Below are 21,276 nucleotides of genomic sequence, written 5' to 3'. Positions count from 1 at the left end.
CCGGCGGCGGCGGTCACTTCGCCTTGCCGAGTGCCCAACCGGTCACGCGTGCAGTGATGCCCTGGTAGCCGGATGCGACCAGGCGCACCCAGAGGTCGAGCAGCTTGGCGTCCGCCCCGACCAGCACCCGGGCCCGATTCTTCTGCACGCCGTTGATGATCACGTCGGCCGCATCCTCGGAGGTCATCCGGGCGAGATAGCGGTCGAAGAATTCTGCGGACTTCTTCTGATCGTGATCACCGGAAGTGGTGGCGTTGCGGGCGATCGCGGTCTTGATGCCACCGGGATGCACACACGTGACCTTGACCGGGTGCTTGGCCAGGATCATCTCCTGGTTGAGGGACTCGGTGAAGCCGCGCACGGCGAACTTCGCCGAGTTGTACGCGGCCTGGCCGGGTTCGGAGAGCAACCCGAACAGCGACGACGTGTTGACGATGTGTCCGTCGCCGGACGCGATGATGTGCGGCAGGAACGCCTTGGTGCCGTTGACCACGCCCCAGTAGTCGACATCCATGACGCGCTCGATGTCCTTGAACTCGGTACGTTCGATCTCCCCGTGGTGGGCGATCCCGGCGTTGTTGAAGATCACGTTGACCTTGCCGTAGTGGGCCACAACGGTTTCCGCGTAGTCGAGCACAGCTTCACGCTCGGCGACGTTGAGCAGCTGGGCGTGGACCGCGGCGCCGGTCTCGGCGACGAGTTTCTCGGTCGTCGCCAACCCATCCGGGTTCATGTCCGAGATGGCGAGTTTGGCGCCCTTGCGTGCGAGTTTGACCGCGAGATCACGGCCCATACCCGACCCCGCGCCGGTGATGACGACGACTTTGTCGCGAAAGTCCTTCATGTGTACTCCTCGGTTCGGTGTGATGCGGCGATCAGGCGGTGGCCGGTGCGGACTGCGGGACAGCGGGTTCGGCGCCGGCGTCCCGCGCGCCGCGACGCTCCACATCGTAGGCCGCGATGTCGAACTGCCTGGTGATACGACGGAAGTTGAACGTGAATCCCGGCCACAGAGTGGTGATGTTGCCGTGGTGGTCTTTGTACCAGGACGCGCAGCCGCCGTTGACCCACACGCTGTTGCGCAGATCGTGCTGGACCTGCGCGTTGTATCGCTGCTGGGCCTCCAGCGTGACGTCCGTGCGTGTGATGCCCTGCGCGCGAACCGTCTTCAGATAGTCGACAAGGTAGTTCAGTTGGGATTCGATCATGTACACCATCGACGTGTGGCCCAGCCCGGTGGACGGTCCGACCATCAGCATCATGTTCGGGAAGCCGTTGACGAACGAACCCTTGTAGCCCTGCATGCCGATCTCGTCCCACACATTGGCGAGGCTGCGTCCGGCAGCGCCGACGATCTTGTCGAAGACGGGGGAGTCGGTCACGTGGAAGCCGGTCGCCACCACGATCACATCGGCCTCCCGAACGGTGCCGTCCTTTGCGGCGATCCCGTTGTCTGTGATGGAGGCGATGCCGTCGGTGATGAGATCGACGTTCGGACGCGCGATCGCGGGATACCACTCGTTGGACCGCAGGATGCGCTTGCAACCCACCTGGAATGTCGGGGTCGCCTTCGCGCGGAGTTCCGGGTCGCGGATGGCGCGGGCGATGTTCGCGCGGCACACCAGCTCGACGGGCTTGAGCGACTTGGGCGAGTAGGTCAGGCCGAACGCGGTCACCTCGTTCATCGCGTAGATCGCGCCACGCACCGCCGATTGGTAGCCGGGAACCTTGGCGAAGGCCCACTTCTCGGTGGCCGAGTAGGGACGTTCGGTGCGCGGGACGATCCAGGGCGCGGTCCGCTGGTAGACGTCGACCCGCCCGGCCACCTTCGCGAGCTCGGGCACCAGCTGGATGGCGGATGCGCCTGTGCCGATCACCGCGACGCGCTTGCCGGTGAAGTCGTAATCGTTGTCCCAACGGGCCGAGTGCACGATCTTGCCCTGGTAGCCCTCGAAGCCGTCGATGTCGGGGAGGTTGGGTTCACAGAGTGGGCCGATCGCGCCGATCATGATCTGCGCACGAACCTGTTCGCGCCGGCCGTCGCGCACCACGTCGAGGATCCAGCGACGCTCGTCCTCGTGCCACTCGGCGTGCTCGACCTCGGTGTGGAACCGGGTGTGGGAGTAGACGGCATGCTTGTCCGCGACATCGGTGATGTAGCGATGGATCTCCGGCTGATGGGAGTACGAACGTGACCACTCCGGATTGTGGGCGAAGGAATACGAGTAGAGATGCGACGGCACGTCGCAGGCCGCGCCCGGATACGTGTTGTCGCGCCAGGTGCCGCCGAAATCCGAACCGCGGTCCAGGACCACGAAATCGTCGAAGCCGTTCTGCTTGAGCTTGATGGCTGCGCCCAGGCCGGAGAAGCCTGCCCCGATGATGGCGATCTGTACATCGATCATTGTCATGGTCCCACGATAAGGGTTCTACTGAACAGTCGTCAATAGCTTATTGAATATTGATCAATAGAGGCCTACGGTGGAGTCGACCAGTACCGATCGCGACCGAGAGGACACATAGACTGTGGCGGTGACCTCAGGTTCTGCGCAGGCGGCCAAGCGCACGCGGATGAGTCCGGAAGCGCGCCGCGACCAACTCGTCCAGCTCGGACTCGAGATGGTGCGCGACCGACCGCTCGAACAGGTGTCGATCGACGCGATCGCGGAGGCTGCGAGTGTCTCGCGTGCGCTGCTGTTCCACTACTTCGAGTCGAAGCAGGATTTCCACGTCAGCATCGCCCGGGCGCAGGCGACCGAGATGCTCGAGTGCACCGAGCCCGATCCCACGCTCGGCGATCCGCTCGTGATGCTCTCGGCCTCGATGTCGGCGTTCATCGATTACGTGACCGACAACCGCGAGGCATACATGGCCTTCATGCGCGGGTCGTCGAGCGCCGATCCGGCGATGCGGGAGGTGTTCGACCAGACCCGGGCCGTCATGGCCGCCCGCGTCCTCGATCACGCGCCCGCGCTGGGTATCGCGGTGACTCCTGTCGTCGAGATGACCGTCCAGGGCTGGATCTCCTTCGTCGAGGACACCACGATCAGATGGCTCACCGACCCGGTGATCGACCGCGATCAGTTGCTGGCGCTGATCAGTGCCGCGCTCCCGGCCCTCGCTGCCGTCGTCCCGCCGGCCTGACGCCGCGCCGACAGCAACCGAAATCCCGCCGACGGCAACCGGGATCTCGCCGACAGCAACGTGTTTTGCGCTGACAGCAACCGAAATTCCGCCGACGGCAACGACCGGCCCGGGCGGCGAGATGGGGCGAATCCGATCGGCGGCCCGGTACGTCCAATCATCATGACCACACCGACTCCGGAATCCGACAGACGCGTCGTACGGCGGAAGCAGTCACTCGCACGCTCCGACATGACGGCCGAGATGTTCGACGCCGCGTTCGCCCGGTTACACGGCAACGAGTACGTGGAGCGCACGGCGATCCTCACGCCGCGAGAGCGAATTGCTCTGACGCGTCGCTGCGCCCCAGGCGACGTGGTCGTCGGAGGGATCGCGGCGAAGATCTTGCACGGTGGTCTCTGGTATGACGGTGATTTCACCATCGAGCTCGTCCGTGGCCCGGAGGCGGGAAATCGGCCCGGGCGTGGACGCAAGGTGCTGAGACGAGCCGGCCTCCTGCCCGACGACGTCGTCGCGATCGATGAAGTCGCGGTGACGTCGGTGGTCCGGACGGCCTTCGACCTGGGCCGCGTGGGGCCGCCATGGCGAGCGCTCGGCCACCTCGACGACCTCGCGCGTGCCACCGGCTTCGAGCCAGACGCGGTGCGCCACTATGCCGAACGGTTCGACGGGCACCGCGGAATTCGCCAGTTGCGACAGATCCTTCCGCTGGTGGACGGCGATGCGGAGTCTCCGCCCGAGAGTTGGGTGCGTCTGCTGATGCATCGATCGGAACTACCCGCCCCAGAACTGCAGATCGAGGTCGCCGACGACGACGGACGGATCTTCGCCCGCATCGACCTCGGATACGTTCGACCCAAGATCGCGATCGAGTTCGATGGTGCGGATTTCCACACATCACCGGCGCAGCGGGCGCGGGACGAGACTCGCGACGCGCGACTGCGCGAACTCGGCTGGATCATCATCCGCATCGACGCGGCCCGGCTCCGGACCGATCCGTGGGGAGTGGTGATGGAGATCGAGCGTGCGTTGCGGTCGCGTGGAGGCTACTTCTGAGGTTCGTGGTGTTGCTGTCGGCGCGAAACACGTTGCTGTCGGCGGGTAGGGCCCGGCCGGCCGGGTGGCCGGCGGGCGGGGGTCGGGTGGAGCGCGGCCGGGGGCGTCGAGACAAGTGTGGCGGGTGCCCAGGGCACCCGCCACTCTCGAGACGTCAGATCAGCCGAACGCCTCGTCGAGGATCTCCTGCTGCTCGACGGCATGCACCTTGCTCGAGCCCGACGACGGCGCCGACATCGGGCGACGTGAGGCGCGGCGCAGCCCCTTGAGAAGGTCGGGCAGCATCTCGGGCAGCCACAGGCCCAGGAACGGCCACGGCCCCTGGTTGGCCGGCTCTTCCTGCACCCAGACGAAGTCGTCGGCGTTGCCGTACTGCTCGAGGGTGTTGCGGAGACGACGGTGCGGCACCGGATAGAGCTGCTCGATCCGGACCACCGCGATGTCGTCGCGCTTCTCCTTGTCGCGGCGGGCGGCGAGCTCGTAGTAGAGCTTGCCGCTCACCAGCAGCACGCGCTTGACCTTGTTGCGATCGCCGTCGCCCGAGATGAACCTCGGGTCGTCGATGACCGACCGGAACTTGTCATCGGTGAAGTCCTCGATCGGGCTGACCGCCTGCTTGTTGCGCAGCATCGACTTCGGCGTGAACACGACCAGAGGGCGGCTGATGCCGTCGAGCACGTGGCGACGCAGCAGGTGGAAGTAGCTCGCCGGCGTCGACGGAACTGCGACGGTCATCGAGCCCTCGGCGCACAACTGCAGGAAGCGTTCGATACGACCGGAGGTGTGGTCGGGCCCCTGTCCCTCATGTCCGTGGGGGAGCAGCAGGACGACGTCGGACAGCTGGCCCCACTTCGCCTCACCGGACGAGATGAACTCGTCGATGATCGACTGGGCGCCGTTGACGAAGTCACCGAACTGGGCCTCCCACATCACCAGGGCGTCCGGATTGCCGACCGAGTAGCCGTACTCGAAACCGACCACGGCGAACTCGGACAGTGGCGAGTCGTAGGCCATGAAGCGGCCGCCGTTGCCGTCGGCATCGTCACCGTTCACCGGCTTGAGGTGGTTGAGCGGGGTGTACTCGGTGCCGCTGTCGCGATCGATGAGCACCGAGTGGCGCTGGGTGAAGGTACCGCGGCGCGAATCCTGCCCGGAGAGCCGGACGGTGCGGCCCTCGAGGACCAGCGAACCGAACGCCAGGAGCTCGGCGAACGCCCAGTCGACACCGCCGTGGCGCGACATCTCCTGGCGACGTTCGAGCACCGGCTTCACCCGCGGATGCGGTGTGAACCCCTCGGGGACGTTCACGAATGCATCACCGATGCTGGTGAGGACCTCCTTGTCGACGGCCGTCACCAGCTTGGTCGGCAAGGTCTGATCGGCCTGGATGGACGGACTCGGCTCGGCGCTGTACTTCTCGAGTTCCTTGACCTCGTTGAACACGCGCTCGAGCTGACCCTGGTAGTCACGCAGCGCGTCCTCGGCCTCCTTGGTCGAGATGTCACCACGACCGATCAGGGCTTCGGTGTAGCTCTTGCGGACGCCGCGCTTGGTGTCGATCACCTCGTACATCGCCGGCTGGGTCATCGACGGGTCGTCGCCCTCGTTGTGGCCGCGGCGACGGAAGCAGACGAGGTCGATCACCACGTCCTTGCCGAAGGCCTGCCGGTAGTCGACGGCCAGCTTCGCGACCCACACACACGCCTCGGGGTCGTCGCCGTTGACGTGGAAGATCGGCGCGCCGATCATCTTTGCGACGTCGGTGCAGTACTCGGTCGAACGGGAATGCTCGGGCGCGGTGGTGAAACCGACCTGGTTGTTCACCACGATGTGGATGGTGCCGCCGGTGCGGTACCCCGGGAGCATCGCCATGTTCAACGTCTCGGCGACCACACCCTGACCGGCGAAGGCCGCGTCGCCGTGCAGCATCAGCGGCAGGATCGGGAACGAGTCCTCGTCACCGAGGAGGTCCTGCTTGGCACGGACCAGGCCTTCGAGAACCGGGTCGACGGCCTCGAGGTGACTGGGATTGGCGGTCAGCGACACGTTGATCTCGTTGTCGCCGAACATCTGGTAGTACTTGCCCTCGGCGCCGAGGTGGTACTTCACATCGCCGGAACCGTGTGCCTGCGAGGGGTTCAGGTTGCCCTCGAACTCGGTGAAGATCTTCGAGTAGGGCTTGCCCACGATGTTGGCGAGAACGTTGAGGCGGCCGCGGTGGGGCATGCCGATGACGACTTCTTCGAGGCTGTGCTCGGCGCCTTGGTCGATCACCGCATCCATCATCGGGATGACCGCTTCGGCGCCTTCCAGCGAGAAGCGCTTCTGTCCGACGTACTTCGTCTGCAGGAAGGTCTCGAAAGCCTCCGCCGCATTGAGCTTGGACAGAATGTACTTCTGCTCGGCGACCGGCGGCTTGACGTGCTTGACCTCGACGCGTTCCTGTACCCACCGCTGCTGCTCGGGTTCCAGGATGTGGGTGTACTCCACACCGATGTGACGGCAGTATGCGTCGCGCAGAATCGACAGCACGTCGCGAAGCTTCATCTTGTCCTGGCCGTGGAATCCGCCGACGCTGAAAGCGCGGTCGAGATCCCAGAGGGTCAGGCCGTAGGTCAGCACGTTGAGGTCTGGATGGCTCGCCCGCGCGTCACTGTCGAGCATCAGCGGATCGATGTCGGCCATCAGATGACCGCGACTGCGGTACGCGGCAATGAGTTCCAGCACCCGGGTGCTCTTGTCGACGAGTCCGGCCGGGATGTCACGACGCCAGCGGACCGGCTCGTAGGGGATGTGGAACGCGGTGAAGATCTCGTCGTAGAACGCGTCGTCGAGGAGCAGTTCGTGGATGGTCCGCAGGAAGTCGCCTGACTCAGCACCCTGGATGATGCGGTGGTCGTACGTCGACGTCAGCGTCATCAGCTTGCCGACACCGAGTTCGGCGATCTGCTCGTCGCTCGCACCCTGGAACTCGGCGGGGTACTCCATCGCACCGGCACCGATGATCGCGCCCTGGCCCTTCATCAGGCGTGGCACGGAGTGGACGGTGCCGATCGTTCCCGGGTTGGTGAGCGAGATGGACACGCCGGCGAAATCGTCACCGGTCAGCTTGCCGTCGCGCGCGCGGCGCACGATGTCCTGATAAGCGGAGTAGAACTCGGCGAAACCCATGGTCTCGCAACCCTTGATGGCCGCGACCACGAGTGTGCGGTTACCGTCCTTGCCGACCAGATCGATGGCCAGACCGAGGTTGGTGTGGGCCGGGGTGACGACGTTGGGTTTGCCGTCGACCTCGGCGAAATGGCGGTTCATGTTCGGGAATGCCTTGATCGCCTGGACGATCGCGTACCCGAGGATGTGGGTGAAGCTGATCTTGCCGCCGCGGGTGCGGGCGAGATGGTTGTTGATGACGATGCGGTTGTCGATCATCAGCTTCGCCGGGATGGCGCGCACGCTTGTCGCGGTCGGCACCTTGAGCGACGCGGACATGTTCTTGGCGATCGCCGCAGCCGGGCCGCGCAGTACCTTGTTCTCGTCCTCCGAGGGGGTCGAGCCGGCCGCGTCCACCGGGCTCTTCGCCTTGTTGTGCGACCGGGACGAGCCGTCGCGGCTCGCGGTGCTCTGGCCCGATGCCGCCTTGGTGGCAGTCGATTCCCGCGCGGGTCCGGACTTGCGTGCCGGGGTGCTGGCGGTGGGCTGCTGGTCGAGTGTCACCTGCTTGTTCTGCGAGCTCGAGGCCTTGGTGGTGGGCGCGGGCGTCTGCGCTGTGGCGGACGTCGCGGCGGCCGGGGCGCTCTCGGTGGTGCCGGCACCCGAGGCCGCGCCGTTGTTGCCGGCGGTCGTGCCCGCCTCGGACACGCCGTTCACGCTCGGGTCGTAAGTGGCGAGGAACTCGTGCCAGCTCGGATCAACTGACGTGGGGTCCTTCTTGTACTGCTGGTACATTTCCTCGACCAGCCACGTATTTTGTCCGAAATCTGAAATCGAACTGCTCACAGCGGTATCTCGCCTCAATTCCCTCTGGTGTCGGGTCGCTTGTCACCGAGAAGTCCCTTGTGAAGACTATCGGCAAACCACCTGCCGATGGTACGCGTGCGTCATGCACGACGTGCGGTGGACCTCACTGTCCGACTCACCTGAGCTGCTGGTCACCAGCGGTGGCTATACCGTCTGCGTCGGGTGCGACACCAGCTTCCCAGAACGCGCGGTACCTCTGTCCCAACGCCAGCAGCTCCGTATGAGTTCCCCGCTCGACGATTCGGCCCTGATCGACCACCGCGATCGTGTCGGCGCGGGCCGCCGTGGCGAGGCGGTGGGCGACGATCACCGAGGTGCGGCGGCGGGTGAGTGCCTCGCCGGCCGCCAGCACCAGCGCCTCGGTCGCCTGGTCCAGCGTCGCGGTCGCCTCGTCGAGGAGCAGCAGATCGGGTTCGACGAGTTCGGCGCGGGCGAGCGCGATCAGTTGCCGCTGGCCTGACGACAGGCCCTGCCCGCGTTCCCCGATCGGGTGGTTCATCCGGCCCGGTAATCCGGCGATCATCCCGGCGGCACCGACGGCATGGGCGGCCGCGGCGATCGCCTGCCGATCGGCGTCCGGCCGGCCGTAGGCGATGTTCTCCGCGACCGTTCCGGCGAACAGGTGTGGCTCCTGGGGGACCACGCCGAGGTGTGCTCGATAGTCGGCGAGCGCGAAGTCACGGATATCGGTGCCGTCCATCCGGACCGCGCCCGACGTCGGGTCGTAGTAGCGGGCGAGGAGCTTGACGATGGTCGATTTCCCCGCGCCGGTCTTGCCGACCAGCGCGAGGGACGTCCCGGGCGGGATCGTCAGGTCGATCTCCGAGAGTGCGTCGCGCTCGGCGCCGCGGTAGCGGAAACTCACGTCGTCGAGGCCGGCGTGACCGTCGAAGCCGTTGGCGGGGGTGGCGACGACGTCGTCGCGCCGGGTCAGCGAACTCGGGGTCGCGAGGAGATCGGAGATACGGCGCAGCCCGACCACCGCCTGCTGGTATCCGTCGAACACCTGGGAGAGCTGCTGGACGGGGCCGAACAACATGGACAGGTAGAGGACGAAGGCCACCAGGGTGCCCGCCGACAACGAGCCGGTGCTGATCTGGTGGGCGCCGACCGCGATCGCGACGGCCGACGCGATGTCCGACATCAACGTGATGAACGGGAAGTAGGTGGCGATCGCCCTCTGCGACACCATGCGGGCGTGCACCCAGTCGAAGGTGCGACGGGTGAAGCGGGCGGTCGCGGCCGAGGTGTGGCGATAGGTCTGGGTGGTCTTGATGCCGGCGATGTTCTCCTGAAAGTCGGCATTCACGAGACTGACGAGCTCGCGGGACCGGGTATACGCGACCGACGAGATGCGTCGGAAGATCACCGTTGCGACGATCAGGACAGGGAACACCGGGAGCATCAGCGCGCCGAGCAGGGGATCGGTGATCACCAGTGCGACGGACACGCCGACGAGCGTGAAGGCCGCGACCACGGCTGTCGACAAGCCCGTTTGGAGAAAGGTCGACAACGCGTCCACATCGGTGGTCATCCGGGTCATGATGCGTCCGGACAATTCGCGCTCGTAATAGTCCAGTCCGAGTCGCTGCAGGTGGGCGTAACTGCGCACGCGGAGGCCGAACAGGACGCGCTCGCCCGCCCGGGTGGCGAACACGATCTCCACCGACGACCCGACCCAGCCCACGGCCACCAGCACCACCCCGATGGCGGTGGCGCGCCAGAGCGTGGATTCGTCGGCGTGGGTGGCGGCGTCGATCACTGCTCGCGCGAGGGACGGGAACGCCAGTCCGACGAGGGTGTCCACCGCGATCGCGAGGATGGCCGCCCCCATCAACCATCGCACCGGGCGCAACAGTCCGCGCAGTGAGAACGATCGGCTCTCGGAACGCGCCGCGGCGACGTCGACCTGGGGGCGCTCGTCGGCGGGCGGCAGCGCGTCCACCGCCGCGAGCACCTCCGGAGTGGCAGGCATCGAACCGAGGGCGCCACCGATCCCGCCGCCGCCCCGGGGACCCGCACCTCCGGGGCCGGTCGCCGGGGCGGGTGGCCGGTGGACCGTCGGATCATCGGCCACCGGAGCATCGTCGGGCCAGAGTTGGTCGAGTTCCAGGGCGGGCGGCGGTCGATGAACGGCGCGTCGGCCCGCCTGTTCCGGGTCGGCGGACGACATCAGGGAGCGGAACAGTTCACACCGGTCGTCGAGTTCGGCGACGGTACCGACGTCCACGATCCGGCCCTCGTCGAGGACGGCGACGCGATCGGCGAGGGCCAGGGTGGACCGGCGGTGTGCGAGCAACAGCATCGTGCGGCGTTCGGCGCGCAGCCCATGCAGGATCTGGGACTCGGTGGTCGCGTCCACCGCCGAGGTGGCGTCGTCGAGAACGAGGATGCGGGGATCGGCGTAGAGCGCGCGGGCCAACGCCACTCGCTGACGTTGCCCACCGGACAGGGTGAGTCCGCGCTCACCGACCACCGTGTCGAAGCCGTCGGGCAGGCCCTCGACGAACTCGGACGCGTCGGCGCGCTCGGCCGCCGTGAGGAGGCGTGCACTGGGCGCACCGTCGGTCGTCGCCGGCCCGCCCGGCCCGAGTGCGATGTTGGCGGCGATGGTGTCGGAGTACAGGAACGGTTCGTCGAAGACCACCGACACCGCGCGGTGCAGAGCATCTGGCGCGAGGTTGTCGACGGGGTGCGCGCCGTCGGCCGACAGCAGTTCGACGACGCCGGAGTCGGGCCGGTGATAGCGCCCGGCGAGATCGGCGAGCGTCGACTTGCCCGATCCCGGCCTGCCCACCACCGCGACGCATTCACCCGGCTCGACCGTGAGATCGACACCCGACAGGACGGGCCGGTCGCCGTAGGAGAACCCGACCCCGCGCAGCCTGAGTCCGAGCGGGACATCGGGCAGGGTCTCGGTGTTCGATTCCGCCGGATCGTGCGGATGCTCGATCACGTCGTACACGCGGTCGACGGCCGCCCTCGCCAACTGCGCGCTGACGACCACGTTGGTCAGCAGGCGGGCGAGCGCGGTCATCGAGGCGACGTAGGTGGCGAACGCCAGGAACGTGCCCGCGGTGATGTGCCCGTGCATGGTGAGGTAACCGCCCACAGCGATCACCGCGACCATGCCGAGCTGCGGGATGGCGGCCATCGTGGGGGTGAAGCGCGCGTTGATCTTGCCGGCCCGTAGACGCAGCGAATAGAGCCGCGCGCCGAGGCCGACGAGCTCGTCGACCGCTCGGTCCTCCTGTCCGAAGCCCTTCACCACGCGGACACCGGTCACCGTCTCCTCGACGTGTTGCGCGACGTCGGCGGCGGCCTGTTGCGCCGACCACGTCGCCGCGAAGAGCTTGCGGCGCGTCCGGAAGACGACGAACCCGACCAGCGGGAAGATCAGCAGCGCGACGCAGGTCAGCAGCGGCGACAGGTATGCCATGATGCCGATGGCGAGGACCACCTGCACCGCTGCACCAGCCGACAACGGCACCATCGCGAGCAGGCCCTGCAGGATCTGCAGGTCGGAGATCGACCGCGAGACGATCTGACCGGTCCGAATCTGGTTCTGCGCAGCACCGTCCAGATGGAGCAGGGTGTCGAGCAGTCGCAGACGCAGCGCGTTCTGGACGGATATCGACAATCGGCCGGCGGTGAGCCGACGCCCGAACTGACAGGCGTAGCGGATGACGGCGAGGCCGAGCAGTGCCGCGACGATGGTCTGGATGGAGAGACCGTCGTGCACGGCGCCGGTGGCGTGGTCGATCGCGGCCTTGGCGAGCAGCGGTGCCACCAGATCCACGGCGACGGCGACCACGGTCACCGCCAGGGTGATGACCACCAGGGTCCGGAACCGCCAGCACTCGGCGGCCAGTCGACGGATCCATGGCCGGGGTGTCGACGAGTCGGGTGGCGAGGACCCCGGTCGCGGCCGGGTCGATCGCGGTTCGGTCGCGAGCGAGGGGGTCACCGATCCAGATCGCGCCGGCCGGCGCCCGGGAGGCCCGTGTCGCCGACGATCTGCCCGTCGATGATCCAGGTGGTCGGTGGTGGGCCGAACGCCTCCCGGGAGTTGGCGATGACACGCTTGCCCAGGGCTCGGTTGCCGACGCCGCCGATCATCGCGCCGATGCCGGCCGGCATCAGTTTGCCGAAGACCAGGGGCGCGCGTTTGATGGCGTACTTCTTGGTGACCTTGTTGACGAGGGTCTTGTTGAGCTTGCCGAGGCCCCCGCCGGGGATGGCCGCACCCCCGAGTCGGCGTAGCGCCCCGCCCTGGGTGCCCACCAGTCGGCCGAGCGCGACCACTCCTTCCTCGCCGAGTGCGACCGCGAGTACCAGGGTCTTGCGGCGTTCCGAATCGTGTACCGGGATACCGTGCACTTCGGCGATCGAGAGGGCCAGCAGCGCAGAGGCCTCGAGGAAGAACGCGGTCTCACCCGTCATCGCGCCGAGCGCCGTCATCGTGCCGACACCCGGCACCGCCGCGGTGGCACCCACGGCCCCACCGGATCCGGTGACGGCGGTCAGATAGCGCTTCTCGAGTCGCGCGATGATCTGTGCCGGTGATTCCTCGGGGTGCGCTGCGCGCAGGTTTCGCACGTACTTCGCCACCGCCGGGCCCTGGAGTCGCTGCGCACGATCGAGCAGGCCGCCCGTGACCTCGACGGCTTTGCCCGGCGGGCGCTGTCCCGCGCCGGGCCCGGTGAGTCCGGTGGTGCGTCCGGTGATGTCAGCCATCTGCGGGCACCCGACCCTCCGGGGAGACAACCTCCGCGGGCTCGGGCGGGCCGGGCGGAGTGCCGTCGCCGAACGGACGGCCGCCGAGCTCGTCGCGGTGATGCGGCGTCAGCCAGGAGCTGAGGTCGGGCCCGTCGGGGATGACGCCGGTCGGGTTGATGTCGCGATGGACCACGTAATAATGCCTCTTGATCTGAGCGAAGTCGGTCGTGTCGCCGAACCCCGGGGTCTGGAACAGATCGCGTGCGTACGCCCACAGCACCGGCATCTCCGACAGTTTGCTGCGGTTGCACTTGAAGTGGCCGTGGTAGACGGGATCGAATCGGGCGAGCGTGGTGAACAGGCGCACGTCGGCCTCGGTGATGGTGTCGCCCACCAGGTATCGACGGCTGCGGAGGCGGTCGGAGAGTTCGTCGAGCTTGGTGAACAAGCGCGCGTAGGCCTTGTCGTAGGCATCCTGGTTGCCCGCGAAGCCGCACCGGTACACGCCGTTGTTGACCTCTGTGTAAACGCCGCGGTTGACCTCGTCGATCTCGTCGCGCAGCCGCTCGGGGTACAGCTCGGGCGCACCCGCACGGTGGTGCTCGGTCCACTCGAGCTCGAAATCGATGGTGATCTGCGGGAAGTCGTTGGTGACCACCTCGCCGGTGTGGGTGTCCACGACGGCAGGAACGGTGATCCCCTTCGGATAGCCGGGGAATCGCTTCTCGTAGGCATCCTTCAGGCGCGGTATGCCGAGCACCGGGTCGACGCCGCCCGGATCGAGATCGAAGGTCCAGGAGTCGGCGTCATGCGTGGGGCCGCACAGTCCCAGCGAGATCGCGTCCTCGAGTCCCAGGAGTCGTCGAACGATCAGGGTCCGGTTCGCCCAGGGACATGCACGGGCGGCGACGAGTCGATATCGCCCCGATTCGACGGGATAGCCGTCTCGGCCGTCCCGCGTGATGCGCGTCTCGATGTACTTGGTGTCGCGCACGAACTCCTGGCCGGTGGTCACGTAGACGCCCTGCTCCTGCTCGCCACTGTCAGTGCTCATGCTGACCACAGTAGTGATGACCGCCGACGCTTGGCACGCAATGCCCTGCGCGGTATATTCCAGCTGGAATATTTGCGGTCGATGATGTGGGAGGTGTCGTGGGAGCCAAGGCGTGCGGACCCCTGCCGCCAGTGGCGGTGCTGGTGCTCGGCCTCGTCGCGGAACGGCCGATGCATCCCTACGAGATGTTCCAGACGACTGTCGAACGACGAGAGGATCGTCTGGCGAAGTTCCGGCCGGGCACGATGTATCACACGGTCGACCGGTTGGCCTCCCAGGGACTCATCGCGGTCCACGATGTCCAGCGTGCGGGCAATCGTCCCGAACGAACGGTCTATTCGATCACCGAGCTCGGCCGCCGCACCTTGTTCGAGAGCCTCGAGGAGATCGTCGCCCGGCAACCCGTCGAGTACCCCGAGCTCTACCTCGCACTGGCCGAGGCACATGGGCTACCCCGCGCGCGGGTCGTCGAACTCCTGAGCACCAGGCTCGAGGCGATGCGTGCCGAACTCGCCGAGTTGGACAGCGGTGCCGCCGCCGTCCGGGAGCGGGGGACACCCGAGATGTTCTTCCTCGACATCGGTTGTCGCATCGCAACCTTGCGCGCCCAGATCGACTGGGTCGATGACCTCGTCGACCGACTCCGCAATTCCACCATCGAATGGCTCGACGACCCGGGCTCCCCCTACCAGGGCAGCTCGGTGATCGCAGGTGCCCTCCATCAGAAAGTGAACGGCCAATGACCTCCACACCGACCCCCGCGGCGCAGGTGACCACGCGACCCTGGGCCGCGATGCTGGCGCTGTGCGTCGGATTCTTCATGATCCTGGTCGACATGACCATCGTGGCGGTTGCCCAGCCGCAGATCCAGACCGCGCTGGACACCGATGTCAACGGCATCGTCTGGGTGACGAGCGCCTACCTGCTGACCTACGCCGTGCCGCTGCTCATCACCGGACGTCTCGGTGACAAGTTCGGTCCCAAACGCGTGTACCAGATCGGTCTGCTCGTCTTCACCGTCGCGAGCGTCTGGTGCGGACTGTCCGGCTCGATCGGCGAACTGATCGCCGCACGCGCACTCCAAGGCGTCGGTGCCGCCTTGATCACGCCGCAGACGATGGCACTGATCACGCGGATCTTCCCGCCCGAGAAGCGTGGCGCCGCAATGGGTGTCTGGGGCACGGTGGCGGGCGTGGCCACGCTGGTCGGCCCGTTGCTCGGCGGCATCCTCACCGACAGCCTCGGCTGGGAGTGGATCTTCTTCGTCAACATCCCGGTCGGGATCATCGGTCTGATCCTGGCGTACATGCTCGTTCCCGACGTCGAGACACATGACCACCAGTTCGACTGGATCGGCGTCGTCTTGTCGGCAGTCGGTTTGTCCGCGTTGGTGTTCGGCATCCAGGACGGTGAGAAGTACAACTGGAACGCGTGGATCTGGACGCTCATCGTCGGTGGCATCGCGGTGATGGCACTCTTCGTCTACTGGCAGTCGCGGATCAGGGGTGAGCCTCTGGTGCCGCTCTCGTTGTTCCGTGATCGCAACTTCTCCTTGGCCAACATCGGTATCGCTTCGATGGGATTCGCGATATCCGGACTGATGATCCCGACGATGTTCTTCCTGCAGCTCGTCGGTGGTATGACGCCCACTCGCTCGGCGGTCATGATGGTCCCGATGGCACTGCTCACCGGTGTCCTGGCGCCGTTCGTGGGCAGAGTCCTCGACCGAGTCCATCCCCGCGCGATCATCGCGACATCGCTGCTGCTCAACGCAGTGGCCGTCGGCTGGCTCGGCATGATCGCCCGGCCGGCGACACCGGTGTGGCAGTTGATCATCCCGATGTGTCTGATGGGTATCGCGTCGGCGGGCATCTGGGCGCCGTTGGCCGCCACCGCGACCCGCAACCTGCCATGGCATCAGGCCGGCGCCGGTGCCGGTGTCTACAACACCACCCGGATGATCGGGTCGGTGCTCGGCAGTGCGGCGGTGGGCGCGCTGATGCAGACCCGGCTCGCGGCGCAACTGCCCGGCGTGGACACCGAGCACCACAGCGCAGGCGGCCAACTGCCGGAGATGGTGCGTGGCGGTTTCGCCACCGCGATGGGTCAGTCGCTGTATCTGCCTGCCGCAGTGCTCCTGTTGGGGGTGGTCGCCGCGCTGTTCTTCGTGAAGCCGAGGCATCAGAGCCCGCAGGGTGCTCCTTCGCCGGCGGCGGACCAAACGGGTGAGGACGCCGCGACCGGGCAGGTCGCCATCAGCTGATCGCCTCCGCGACGACCGACTGCACCGACCCCGTCCACCGTGGCGGGGTCGGGTGCCATCGGTGGCGGCATGGCCTCCCACAGTCTGTCGGGAGGCGCTCGTAGGGTGATGCGCATGCGCATCATCCACACCTCCGACTGGCACCTGGGTCGGACCTTCCACGGCGTCGAGCTGCTCGACGACCAGATGGCTGCGCTGTCACACCTTGCTGCGATCGTCGCCGAGGAGTCGGCCGATGTCGTGGTGGTCGCCGGTGACGTGTACGACCGTTCGGTACCGTCCGCGGACGCGGTCCGCGTCTACGACCGTGGGCTCGCCGAGATCGCCGCAGCGGGTGCGCAGATCGTCATCACCTCCGGCAATCACGATTCGCCGACCAGGCTCGGGGCCGGGTCGGCATTCGCCGCGGCGGGTGGGCTGCACCTGCGGACCGCGATCGAGGCGATCGACGAACCGGTCACCCTGAGAGACGAGTTCGGGGAGGTGGCGATCTATGGCATCCCGTATCTCGAGCCGGAGACGGCGCGACGCCACCTCGGTGTCGACGACGCCCGCAGTCATGCGGAGGTCCTGAGTGCGGCGATGGACCGGGTGCGGGCGGATCTGGCCTCCAGATCCGCCCGATCGGTGGTGGCCGCACATGCCTTCGTGGTGGGCGCGCTGGCGTCCGGGTCCGAACGATCCATCAGTGTCGGTGGAGTGGAAACCGTTGGTGCAGAGAACTTCTCCGGAGTGGACTATGTCGCTCTGGGGCATCTGCACTCGCCTCAGCGACTCGGCGAGACGATCCGCTACAGCGGCTCGTTGCTGCCGTACTCGTTCGGTGAGCGGTCCGACCGCAAGTCGGTGTGGATCATCGAACTCGACGCGCATGGTGTCGCGGAGGTACGTGCCCGCGAGCTCCCGCGGATCCGCGGATTGAGCTCGCTGGCAGGCACTCTCGCCGAGTTGCTGACCGACGGGTCGCTGCGCCAGATGGAGGACCATTACGTGGAGGCGGTCCTGACAGATCCCGTCCGCCCGGTCGACGCGATGCGTCAGCTGCGGAAACGTTTTCCGCATGCGGTGCATGTGCGTTGGGAGCGCCCGCATCTCGGTGCCGGACTCGACTACCGGTCCCGGGTACATGGCCGCACCGATGCCGATATCGTCGCCGCCTTCGTCACCGATGTGCGTGATGCCCCCACGACGCGGGAGCGCGACCTCGTCGACCGCGCGGTCCGGGCGGTGGTCGGCGAACCCGAATCCGATGGAGGGGCCGGCGGAGAGTGGGCTCTCTTCGAGATCGAGGCGGATGTGGCGGAGTCGGCATGAGACTGCACCGCTTGCGGATGCGGGCATTCGGCCCGTTCGCGGACGAGGTCGTGGTCGACTTCGACTCCCTCGCGGGTGACGGTCTGTTCCTGCTGCACGGGCAGACCGGCGCCGGCAAGACGACGGTGCTCGACGGCGTGGCCTTCGCGCTCTTCGGTCGGGTGCCGGGTGCCCGGGACACCAACCGCCGCCTGCACTCGGACCATTCGTCGTCCGACCAGGTGCCGGAAGTGGAGATGGAGGCGACGATCGGCGGGCGCCTGCTGCGCATCACCCGGTCGCCCGACCACCACCGGCCCAAGAAGCGCGGTACCGGCACCACCAAGGTCAACGCACGGGCCACGTTGGTGTGGCTCGATGACTCGGGCCCGGATCTGACCCGTCTGCCGGAGATCGGTGAGGCGGTCAGCCGACTCCTCGGGATGAGCGCCGACCAGTTCTTCCAGGTCGTCCTGCTGCCCCAGGGGGAGTTCGCACGATTCTTGCGGGCGACGTCCGAGGATCGGGAAGGGCTGCTGGAGAGGCTCTTCGACACCGAGCGTTTCGGGGATCTCGAAGAGTGGCTGCGCGATCGTGCCAGGCAGAGCGCTGCCGCATTGGCGGAGAAGACGTCGGCGGTCGACCGTATCGCCGGTCAGATCGTCGCCCTCGGTGGCACCGAGGTCTCCGAGCCCGACATGGAGTGGGCACAGAACTGTCTGGACGCGGCCCGCACGGATGCGGCCCAGGGTGAGGACGAGTTGACCGGTGCGCAAGCCGAACTCGATCGTGCGCAGGCCGCTCACGATCGCGGGGCCCGGCTGGTGGAGTGCCGACGTCGGGGTGACGAGGCCGCTGCACGACTGGCCCAGCTTGCCGACGGGGAAGTGGAATTGACCGCGGCCGCGGCGGCACTCGAGGCCGGTCGTCGTGCCGCACCGATCGCATCGGTGTTCGAGGACCGCGATCGTGCGGCGGCCGGATTGGCAAGTGCCGAGGCGGAATGCGCCCGTCTCGAAGCCGAACTGGCTGCACTCGACGAGGGCGCCGCCCTGTGTCGTAGCAGTGTCGAGGGTGCACTCGATGCGGCGATCGAGCGCTGGACCGCGGAGTCCGGGCGATGGGAGCCGTTGGCCGGTCGCGTCGCACGGCGACCGGCGCTGGTCGCCGACATCGACCGCATCGACGACGAGACCGCGGCGGCTGAGCGTCGCATCGGCGAGATGACCTCCCGTCTCGCGCAGGGACCACAGCGGCGCGAGAAGGCGGCGGCAGAACTGGCGCGTGCCGTCGCGGCTCGGGCGCAACTGCCGCGCCTGCACGCCGAACGCGACCGCATCGCCGCCATCGCCCACGCCATCGCCCAGCGCGCCGCGCTCGCGCCGCAGATCGAGCATGCCGAACAGCGGCTTCTCGAGGCGCGGGAACGGCACGCGAATGCGCGTGAACACGTGCTCGATGTCCGGGAGCGCAGGCTGAGCGGGATGGCGGCCGAACTCGCATCTGCGCTCGGGCACGGGAAGCCGTGCGCGGTGTGTGGATCGATCGAACATCCGCGACCCGCCGTGAGCGATGAGGCGACCACGGTGGGGGAGGCGCAGGAAGCCGAAGCCGTCGAGGCCGCCCAGCTCGCCGCGGAAAGCCGGTCGGCGGCGGAGTCGGATCGCGCTGCGCTCGTCGAACGACGCACACACCTCGACGCCACCATCGCGAACACCGCCGCCGACGAGGTCGACGCCGACCGGGCGCGCATCGCCGCGGACCTCGAGGACGCGGTTCGGTCCGCAGAACGCGTCCCGCAGCTCGAGGCGGCGCTGAAAGCCATCGAGGCCGAGGTCGAGAAGATCCGTGCCGAACTGAGCGCTGCCGAGACCGCGCAGGCAGGTCGACGTGAGCGTCTCGCCGCGCTGCGCCAGACGCTCGACGAGCTGGATGCCGATGTCGCGGAGGCGACCGGTGGGCGTACCGGTGTGGCGCAACGACGCGCCGAGTTGGCGGAGTTGTGTCGTCGGGCGGCCCGCCTGCGCGACGCGCGCAACGAACTCGTCCGCATCCGGCGGCGTCGCGGGGAGGCCGTCGACCGGCTGGCCGAGAAGTGTGCGGCGGCGGGTTTCGCCGACCCGTCGGAGGCGGCCGGGGCCCTGGCGTCAGAGGGGCGGCTGGCCGAGTGGGAGGCGATGACGCAGCAGGCGTCGCGAATTCGCGCCACCGCTGAGGCGACTCTCGCGGACGCTGACGTGCGTGCGGCGATGGCGGCCGAGGCAGTCGACACCGACGACCTGTCCGCGAGTCTGGCCGCCGCGCGGCACGTGCGTGACCAGGTTGCGAGCCGTCGGGCGGTGGCGGTTCGACGTCTGCGGGATCTCGACGACTACGTCAGTCAGTTCTGGGCGGCCGCCGACGTGCTCGCTCCGATGCGGGCGCGTCACGACGAACTCCAAGGTCTCGCCGAGCTGGTGAGTGGACGCGGACAGAACTCCCGGCGGATGTCGCTGCGGTCCTATGTGCTGGCCGCGCGGCTGGCGGAGGTGCTCGTGGCTGCATCCGTCCGGCTCCGCCAGATGTCCTCGGGCCGTTATGAATTCGTTCATTCCGACGCCGTCGGACCACGCGGGCGTCGCGGCGGTCTCGGTATCGAGGTCCGCGACGAGTACACCGGTGTGGTGAGGGCGACCACCACCCTGTCCGGCGGCGAGACCTTCTTCGCCTCGCTAGCGCTCGCACTCGGACTCGCCGACGTGGTCGCCGCGGAATCCGGCGGCCACGTCCTCGACACGATCTTCATCGACGAGGGATTCGGTGCACTGGATCCGGAGGCGCTCGACCTCGTGATGGGGGTGCTCGACGAGCTCCGCTCGGGTGGGCGTGTCGTGGGTGTGGTGAGCCACGTCGACGAGCTGCGGGCACGTATCCCGGCCCAGCTGCACGTCGTGCGTGGCGAGGGTGGTTCGCGCCTCCGCATGTCAGGGGCACTCGGAGTGTCGTGACGGTGTGTCGTGCCGACCCGATTGGGTTCGGGTGGTGTGCGTGCGCTACGCTGGCTCTCGCCCGTTGAGCCCCCGTAGCTCAGGGGATAGAGCGTCTGCCTCCGGAGCAGAAGGCCGCAGGTTCGAATCCTGCCGGGGGCACCACAACGCAGCGAATCGGCCGGTTCGGCCTCCAGGTCACTCATCTCCCGTCATCGCGAAAAGCGTTGAGCGTGTGATGGACGCGAGTCTCAATTCCCGGCGGGTAGCGTGCGTGCGAACTTTCGCCACCGTCTCTGTCGGTACCGGAAGATTCCTCCCGCCACGATGCAGGCCATCCGCGTGAGGTGTCCGGCATCGATCTCGATGGTGTCGCGGTATCGGCTGCCGGCACCATCGTTCGGCTCCACGTGGAGTGTGTGATTCCACGCGCGGAGGACACCGCCGTGTTCGCGGGTACGGATCGTCCGGTCGTCGTGATCGACCTCGACGACCTCGATCGTGTGGCGATAGGCCGGGATGATGTGGAAGGCCAACAGCCACCCGGTGCCCGAGTCACCTTGGTGCATGGGGGCGGTCCGGTCGGCCAACGCGGGCATGCTGAACAGCCCGCGACAGACGTGCAGAAACGTGGCCGGCAACAGCATCGCCGACCAGACGGCCGGGGCGTCGGCCTCGAGTTCGGTCTCGAGGGTCACGGTCTGCATCCGCACTCCAGAAGTCGGGATCCGGTGGTCCGCTGAGGGTAACCGCGAGTTGACACG

Annotated in this window: 13 protein-coding genes and 1 tRNA gene; 7 read left to right on the top strand and 7 right to left on the bottom strand. The window is 67.4% G+C overall.

All coding sequences use genetic code 11. From position 1 onward, the window contains the following. Positions 1-13: 13 nt before the first annotated feature. Complete coding sequence (locus tag GTV32_RS07250) at positions 14-844, bottom strand: SDR family oxidoreductase (protein WP_161059558.1); 831 nt, start codon at positions 842-844, stop codon at positions 14-16. Positions 845-875: 31 nt separating this feature from the next. Beyond that, positions 876-2,411: an NAD(P)/FAD-dependent oxidoreductase gene (locus GTV32_RS07245; RefSeq protein ID WP_161059557.1), complete on the bottom strand. Its 1,536-nt coding sequence runs from the start codon at positions 2,409-2,411 to the stop codon at positions 876-878. A gap of 160 nt (positions 2,412-2,571) precedes the next feature. Between GTV32_RS07245 and GTV32_RS07240 the strand changes: the two genes are divergently transcribed. Further along, a complete protein-coding gene (locus GTV32_RS07240) occupies positions 2,572-3,144 on the top strand; it encodes a TetR/AcrR family transcriptional regulator (protein WP_161062390.1) in 573 nt (190 codons plus the stop codon). Positions 3,145-3,306: 162 nt separating this feature from the next. Continuing rightward, positions 3,307-4,200, top strand: coding sequence for a DUF559 domain-containing protein (locus GTV32_RS07235; protein WP_161059556.1), 894 nt, complete (start codon positions 3,307-3,309; stop codon positions 4,198-4,200). 159 nt (positions 4,201-4,359) lie between these two features. On the opposite strand, the gene GTV32_RS07230 is transcribed toward GTV32_RS07235, so the two are convergent. The 4 genes from GTV32_RS07230 to GTV32_RS07215 form a co-directional block, all read right to left on the bottom strand. Beyond that, positions 4,360-8,196, bottom strand: coding sequence for a multifunctional oxoglutarate decarboxylase/oxoglutarate dehydrogenase thiamine pyrophosphate-binding subunit/dihydrolipoyllysine-residue succinyltransferase subunit (locus GTV32_RS07230; RefSeq protein WP_161059555.1), 3,837 nt, complete (start codon positions 8,194-8,196; stop codon positions 4,360-4,362). A gap of 136 nt (positions 8,197-8,332) precedes the next feature. Next, complete coding sequence (locus GTV32_RS07225; protein ID WP_343287436.1) at positions 8,333-12,097, bottom strand: ABC transporter ATP-binding protein; 3,765 nt, start codon at positions 12,095-12,097, stop codon at positions 8,333-8,335. 83 nt (positions 12,098-12,180) lie between these two features. Further along, entirely contained in the window at positions 12,181-12,954 is a 774-nt protein-coding gene (locus GTV32_RS07220; protein WP_161059553.1) for a hypothetical protein, read from the bottom strand. Further along, on the bottom strand, positions 12,947-13,990 hold the full coding sequence (locus GTV32_RS07215) for a glutathione S-transferase C-terminal domain-containing protein (protein ID WP_161059552.1): 1,044 nt from the start codon (positions 13,988-13,990) through the stop codon (positions 12,947-12,949). Before GTV32_RS07215 ends, GTV32_RS07220 begins: the two co-directional genes overlap by 8 nt. Positions 13,991-14,088: 98 nt before the next feature. Here GTV32_RS07215 and GTV32_RS07210 point away from each other — a divergent pair, with 98 nt between their 5' ends. From GTV32_RS07210 to GTV32_RS07190, 5 genes are all read left to right on the top strand, one after another. After that, positions 14,089-14,733, top strand: coding sequence for a PadR family transcriptional regulator (locus GTV32_RS07210; protein ID WP_161059551.1), 645 nt, complete (start codon positions 14,089-14,091; stop codon positions 14,731-14,733). Next, positions 14,730-16,253 (top strand): MFS transporter, encoded by a 1,524-nt coding sequence (locus GTV32_RS07205; protein WP_161059550.1) that lies wholly within the window; start codon positions 14,730-14,732, stop codon positions 16,251-16,253. Before GTV32_RS07210 ends, GTV32_RS07205 begins: the two co-directional genes overlap by 4 nt. A gap of 114 nt (positions 16,254-16,367) precedes the next feature. Beyond that, entirely contained in the window at positions 16,368-17,567 is a 1,200-nt protein-coding gene (locus GTV32_RS07200) for an exonuclease SbcCD subunit D (protein ID WP_161059549.1), read from the top strand. After that, positions 17,564-20,533 carry an SMC family ATPase gene (locus GTV32_RS07195; protein WP_161059548.1) on the top strand — a complete coding sequence of 990 codons (2,970 nt, stop codon included), beginning with the start codon at positions 17,564-17,566 and terminating at the stop codon, positions 20,531-20,533. Before GTV32_RS07200 ends, GTV32_RS07195 begins: the two co-directional genes overlap by 4 nt. Before the next feature lie 68 nt (positions 20,534-20,601). Then, positions 20,602-20,677 (top strand) — tRNA-Arg (locus GTV32_RS07190). Between the two features lie 86 nt (positions 20,678-20,763). On the opposite strand, the gene GTV32_RS07185 is transcribed toward GTV32_RS07190, so the two are convergent. Further along, positions 20,764-21,219, bottom strand: coding sequence for a hypothetical protein (locus GTV32_RS07185; RefSeq protein WP_161059547.1), 456 nt, complete (start codon positions 21,217-21,219; stop codon positions 20,764-20,766). Positions 21,220-21,276 lie beyond the last annotated feature (57 nt).

Origin of the sequence: Gordonia sp. SID5947 (assembly GCF_009862785.1) — a bacterium.
GTDB lineage: Bacteria > Actinomycetota > Actinomycetes > Mycobacteriales > Mycobacteriaceae > Gordonia.
The sequence above is the reverse complement of the archived record's forward strand: the minus strand, read 5'-3'. Positions and strand labels throughout refer to the sequence as shown.

Excerpts from the sequence above, each read along its gene's own strand:
- GTV32_RS07185 (WP_161059547.1), bottom strand. The coding sequence starts at position 21,219 with ATGCAGACCGTGACCCTCGAGACCGAACTCGAGGCCGACGCCCCGGCC.
- GTV32_RS07195 (WP_161059548.1), top strand. The coding sequence starts at position 17,564 with ATGAGACTGCACCGCTTGCGGATGCGGGCATTCGGCCCGTTCGCGGAC.
- GTV32_RS07200 (WP_161059549.1), top strand. The coding sequence starts at position 16,368 with ATGCGCATCATCCACACCTCCGACTGGCACCTGGGTCGGACCTTCCAC.
- GTV32_RS07205 (WP_161059550.1), top strand. The coding sequence starts at position 14,730 with ATGACCTCCACACCGACCCCCGCGGCGCAGGTGACCACGCGACCCTGG.
- GTV32_RS07250 (WP_161059558.1), bottom strand. The coding sequence starts at position 844 with ATGAAGGACTTTCGCGACAAAGTCGTCGTCATCACCGGCGCGGGGTCG.
- GTV32_RS07220 (WP_161059553.1), bottom strand. The coding sequence starts at position 12,954 with ATGGCTGACATCACCGGACGCACCACCGGACTCACCGGGCCCGGCGCG.
- GTV32_RS07215 (WP_161059552.1), bottom strand. The coding sequence starts at position 13,990 with ATGAGCACTGACAGTGGCGAGCAGGAGCAGGGCGTCTACGTGACCACC.
- GTV32_RS07245 (WP_161059557.1), bottom strand. The coding sequence starts at position 2,411 with ATGACAATGATCGATGTACAGATCGCCATCATCGGGGCAGGCTTCTCC.
- GTV32_RS07235 (WP_161059556.1), top strand. The coding sequence starts at position 3,307 with ATGACCACACCGACTCCGGAATCCGACAGACGCGTCGTACGGCGGAAG.
- GTV32_RS07240 (WP_161062390.1), top strand. The coding sequence starts at position 2,572 with ATGAGTCCGGAAGCGCGCCGCGACCAACTCGTCCAGCTCGGACTCGAG.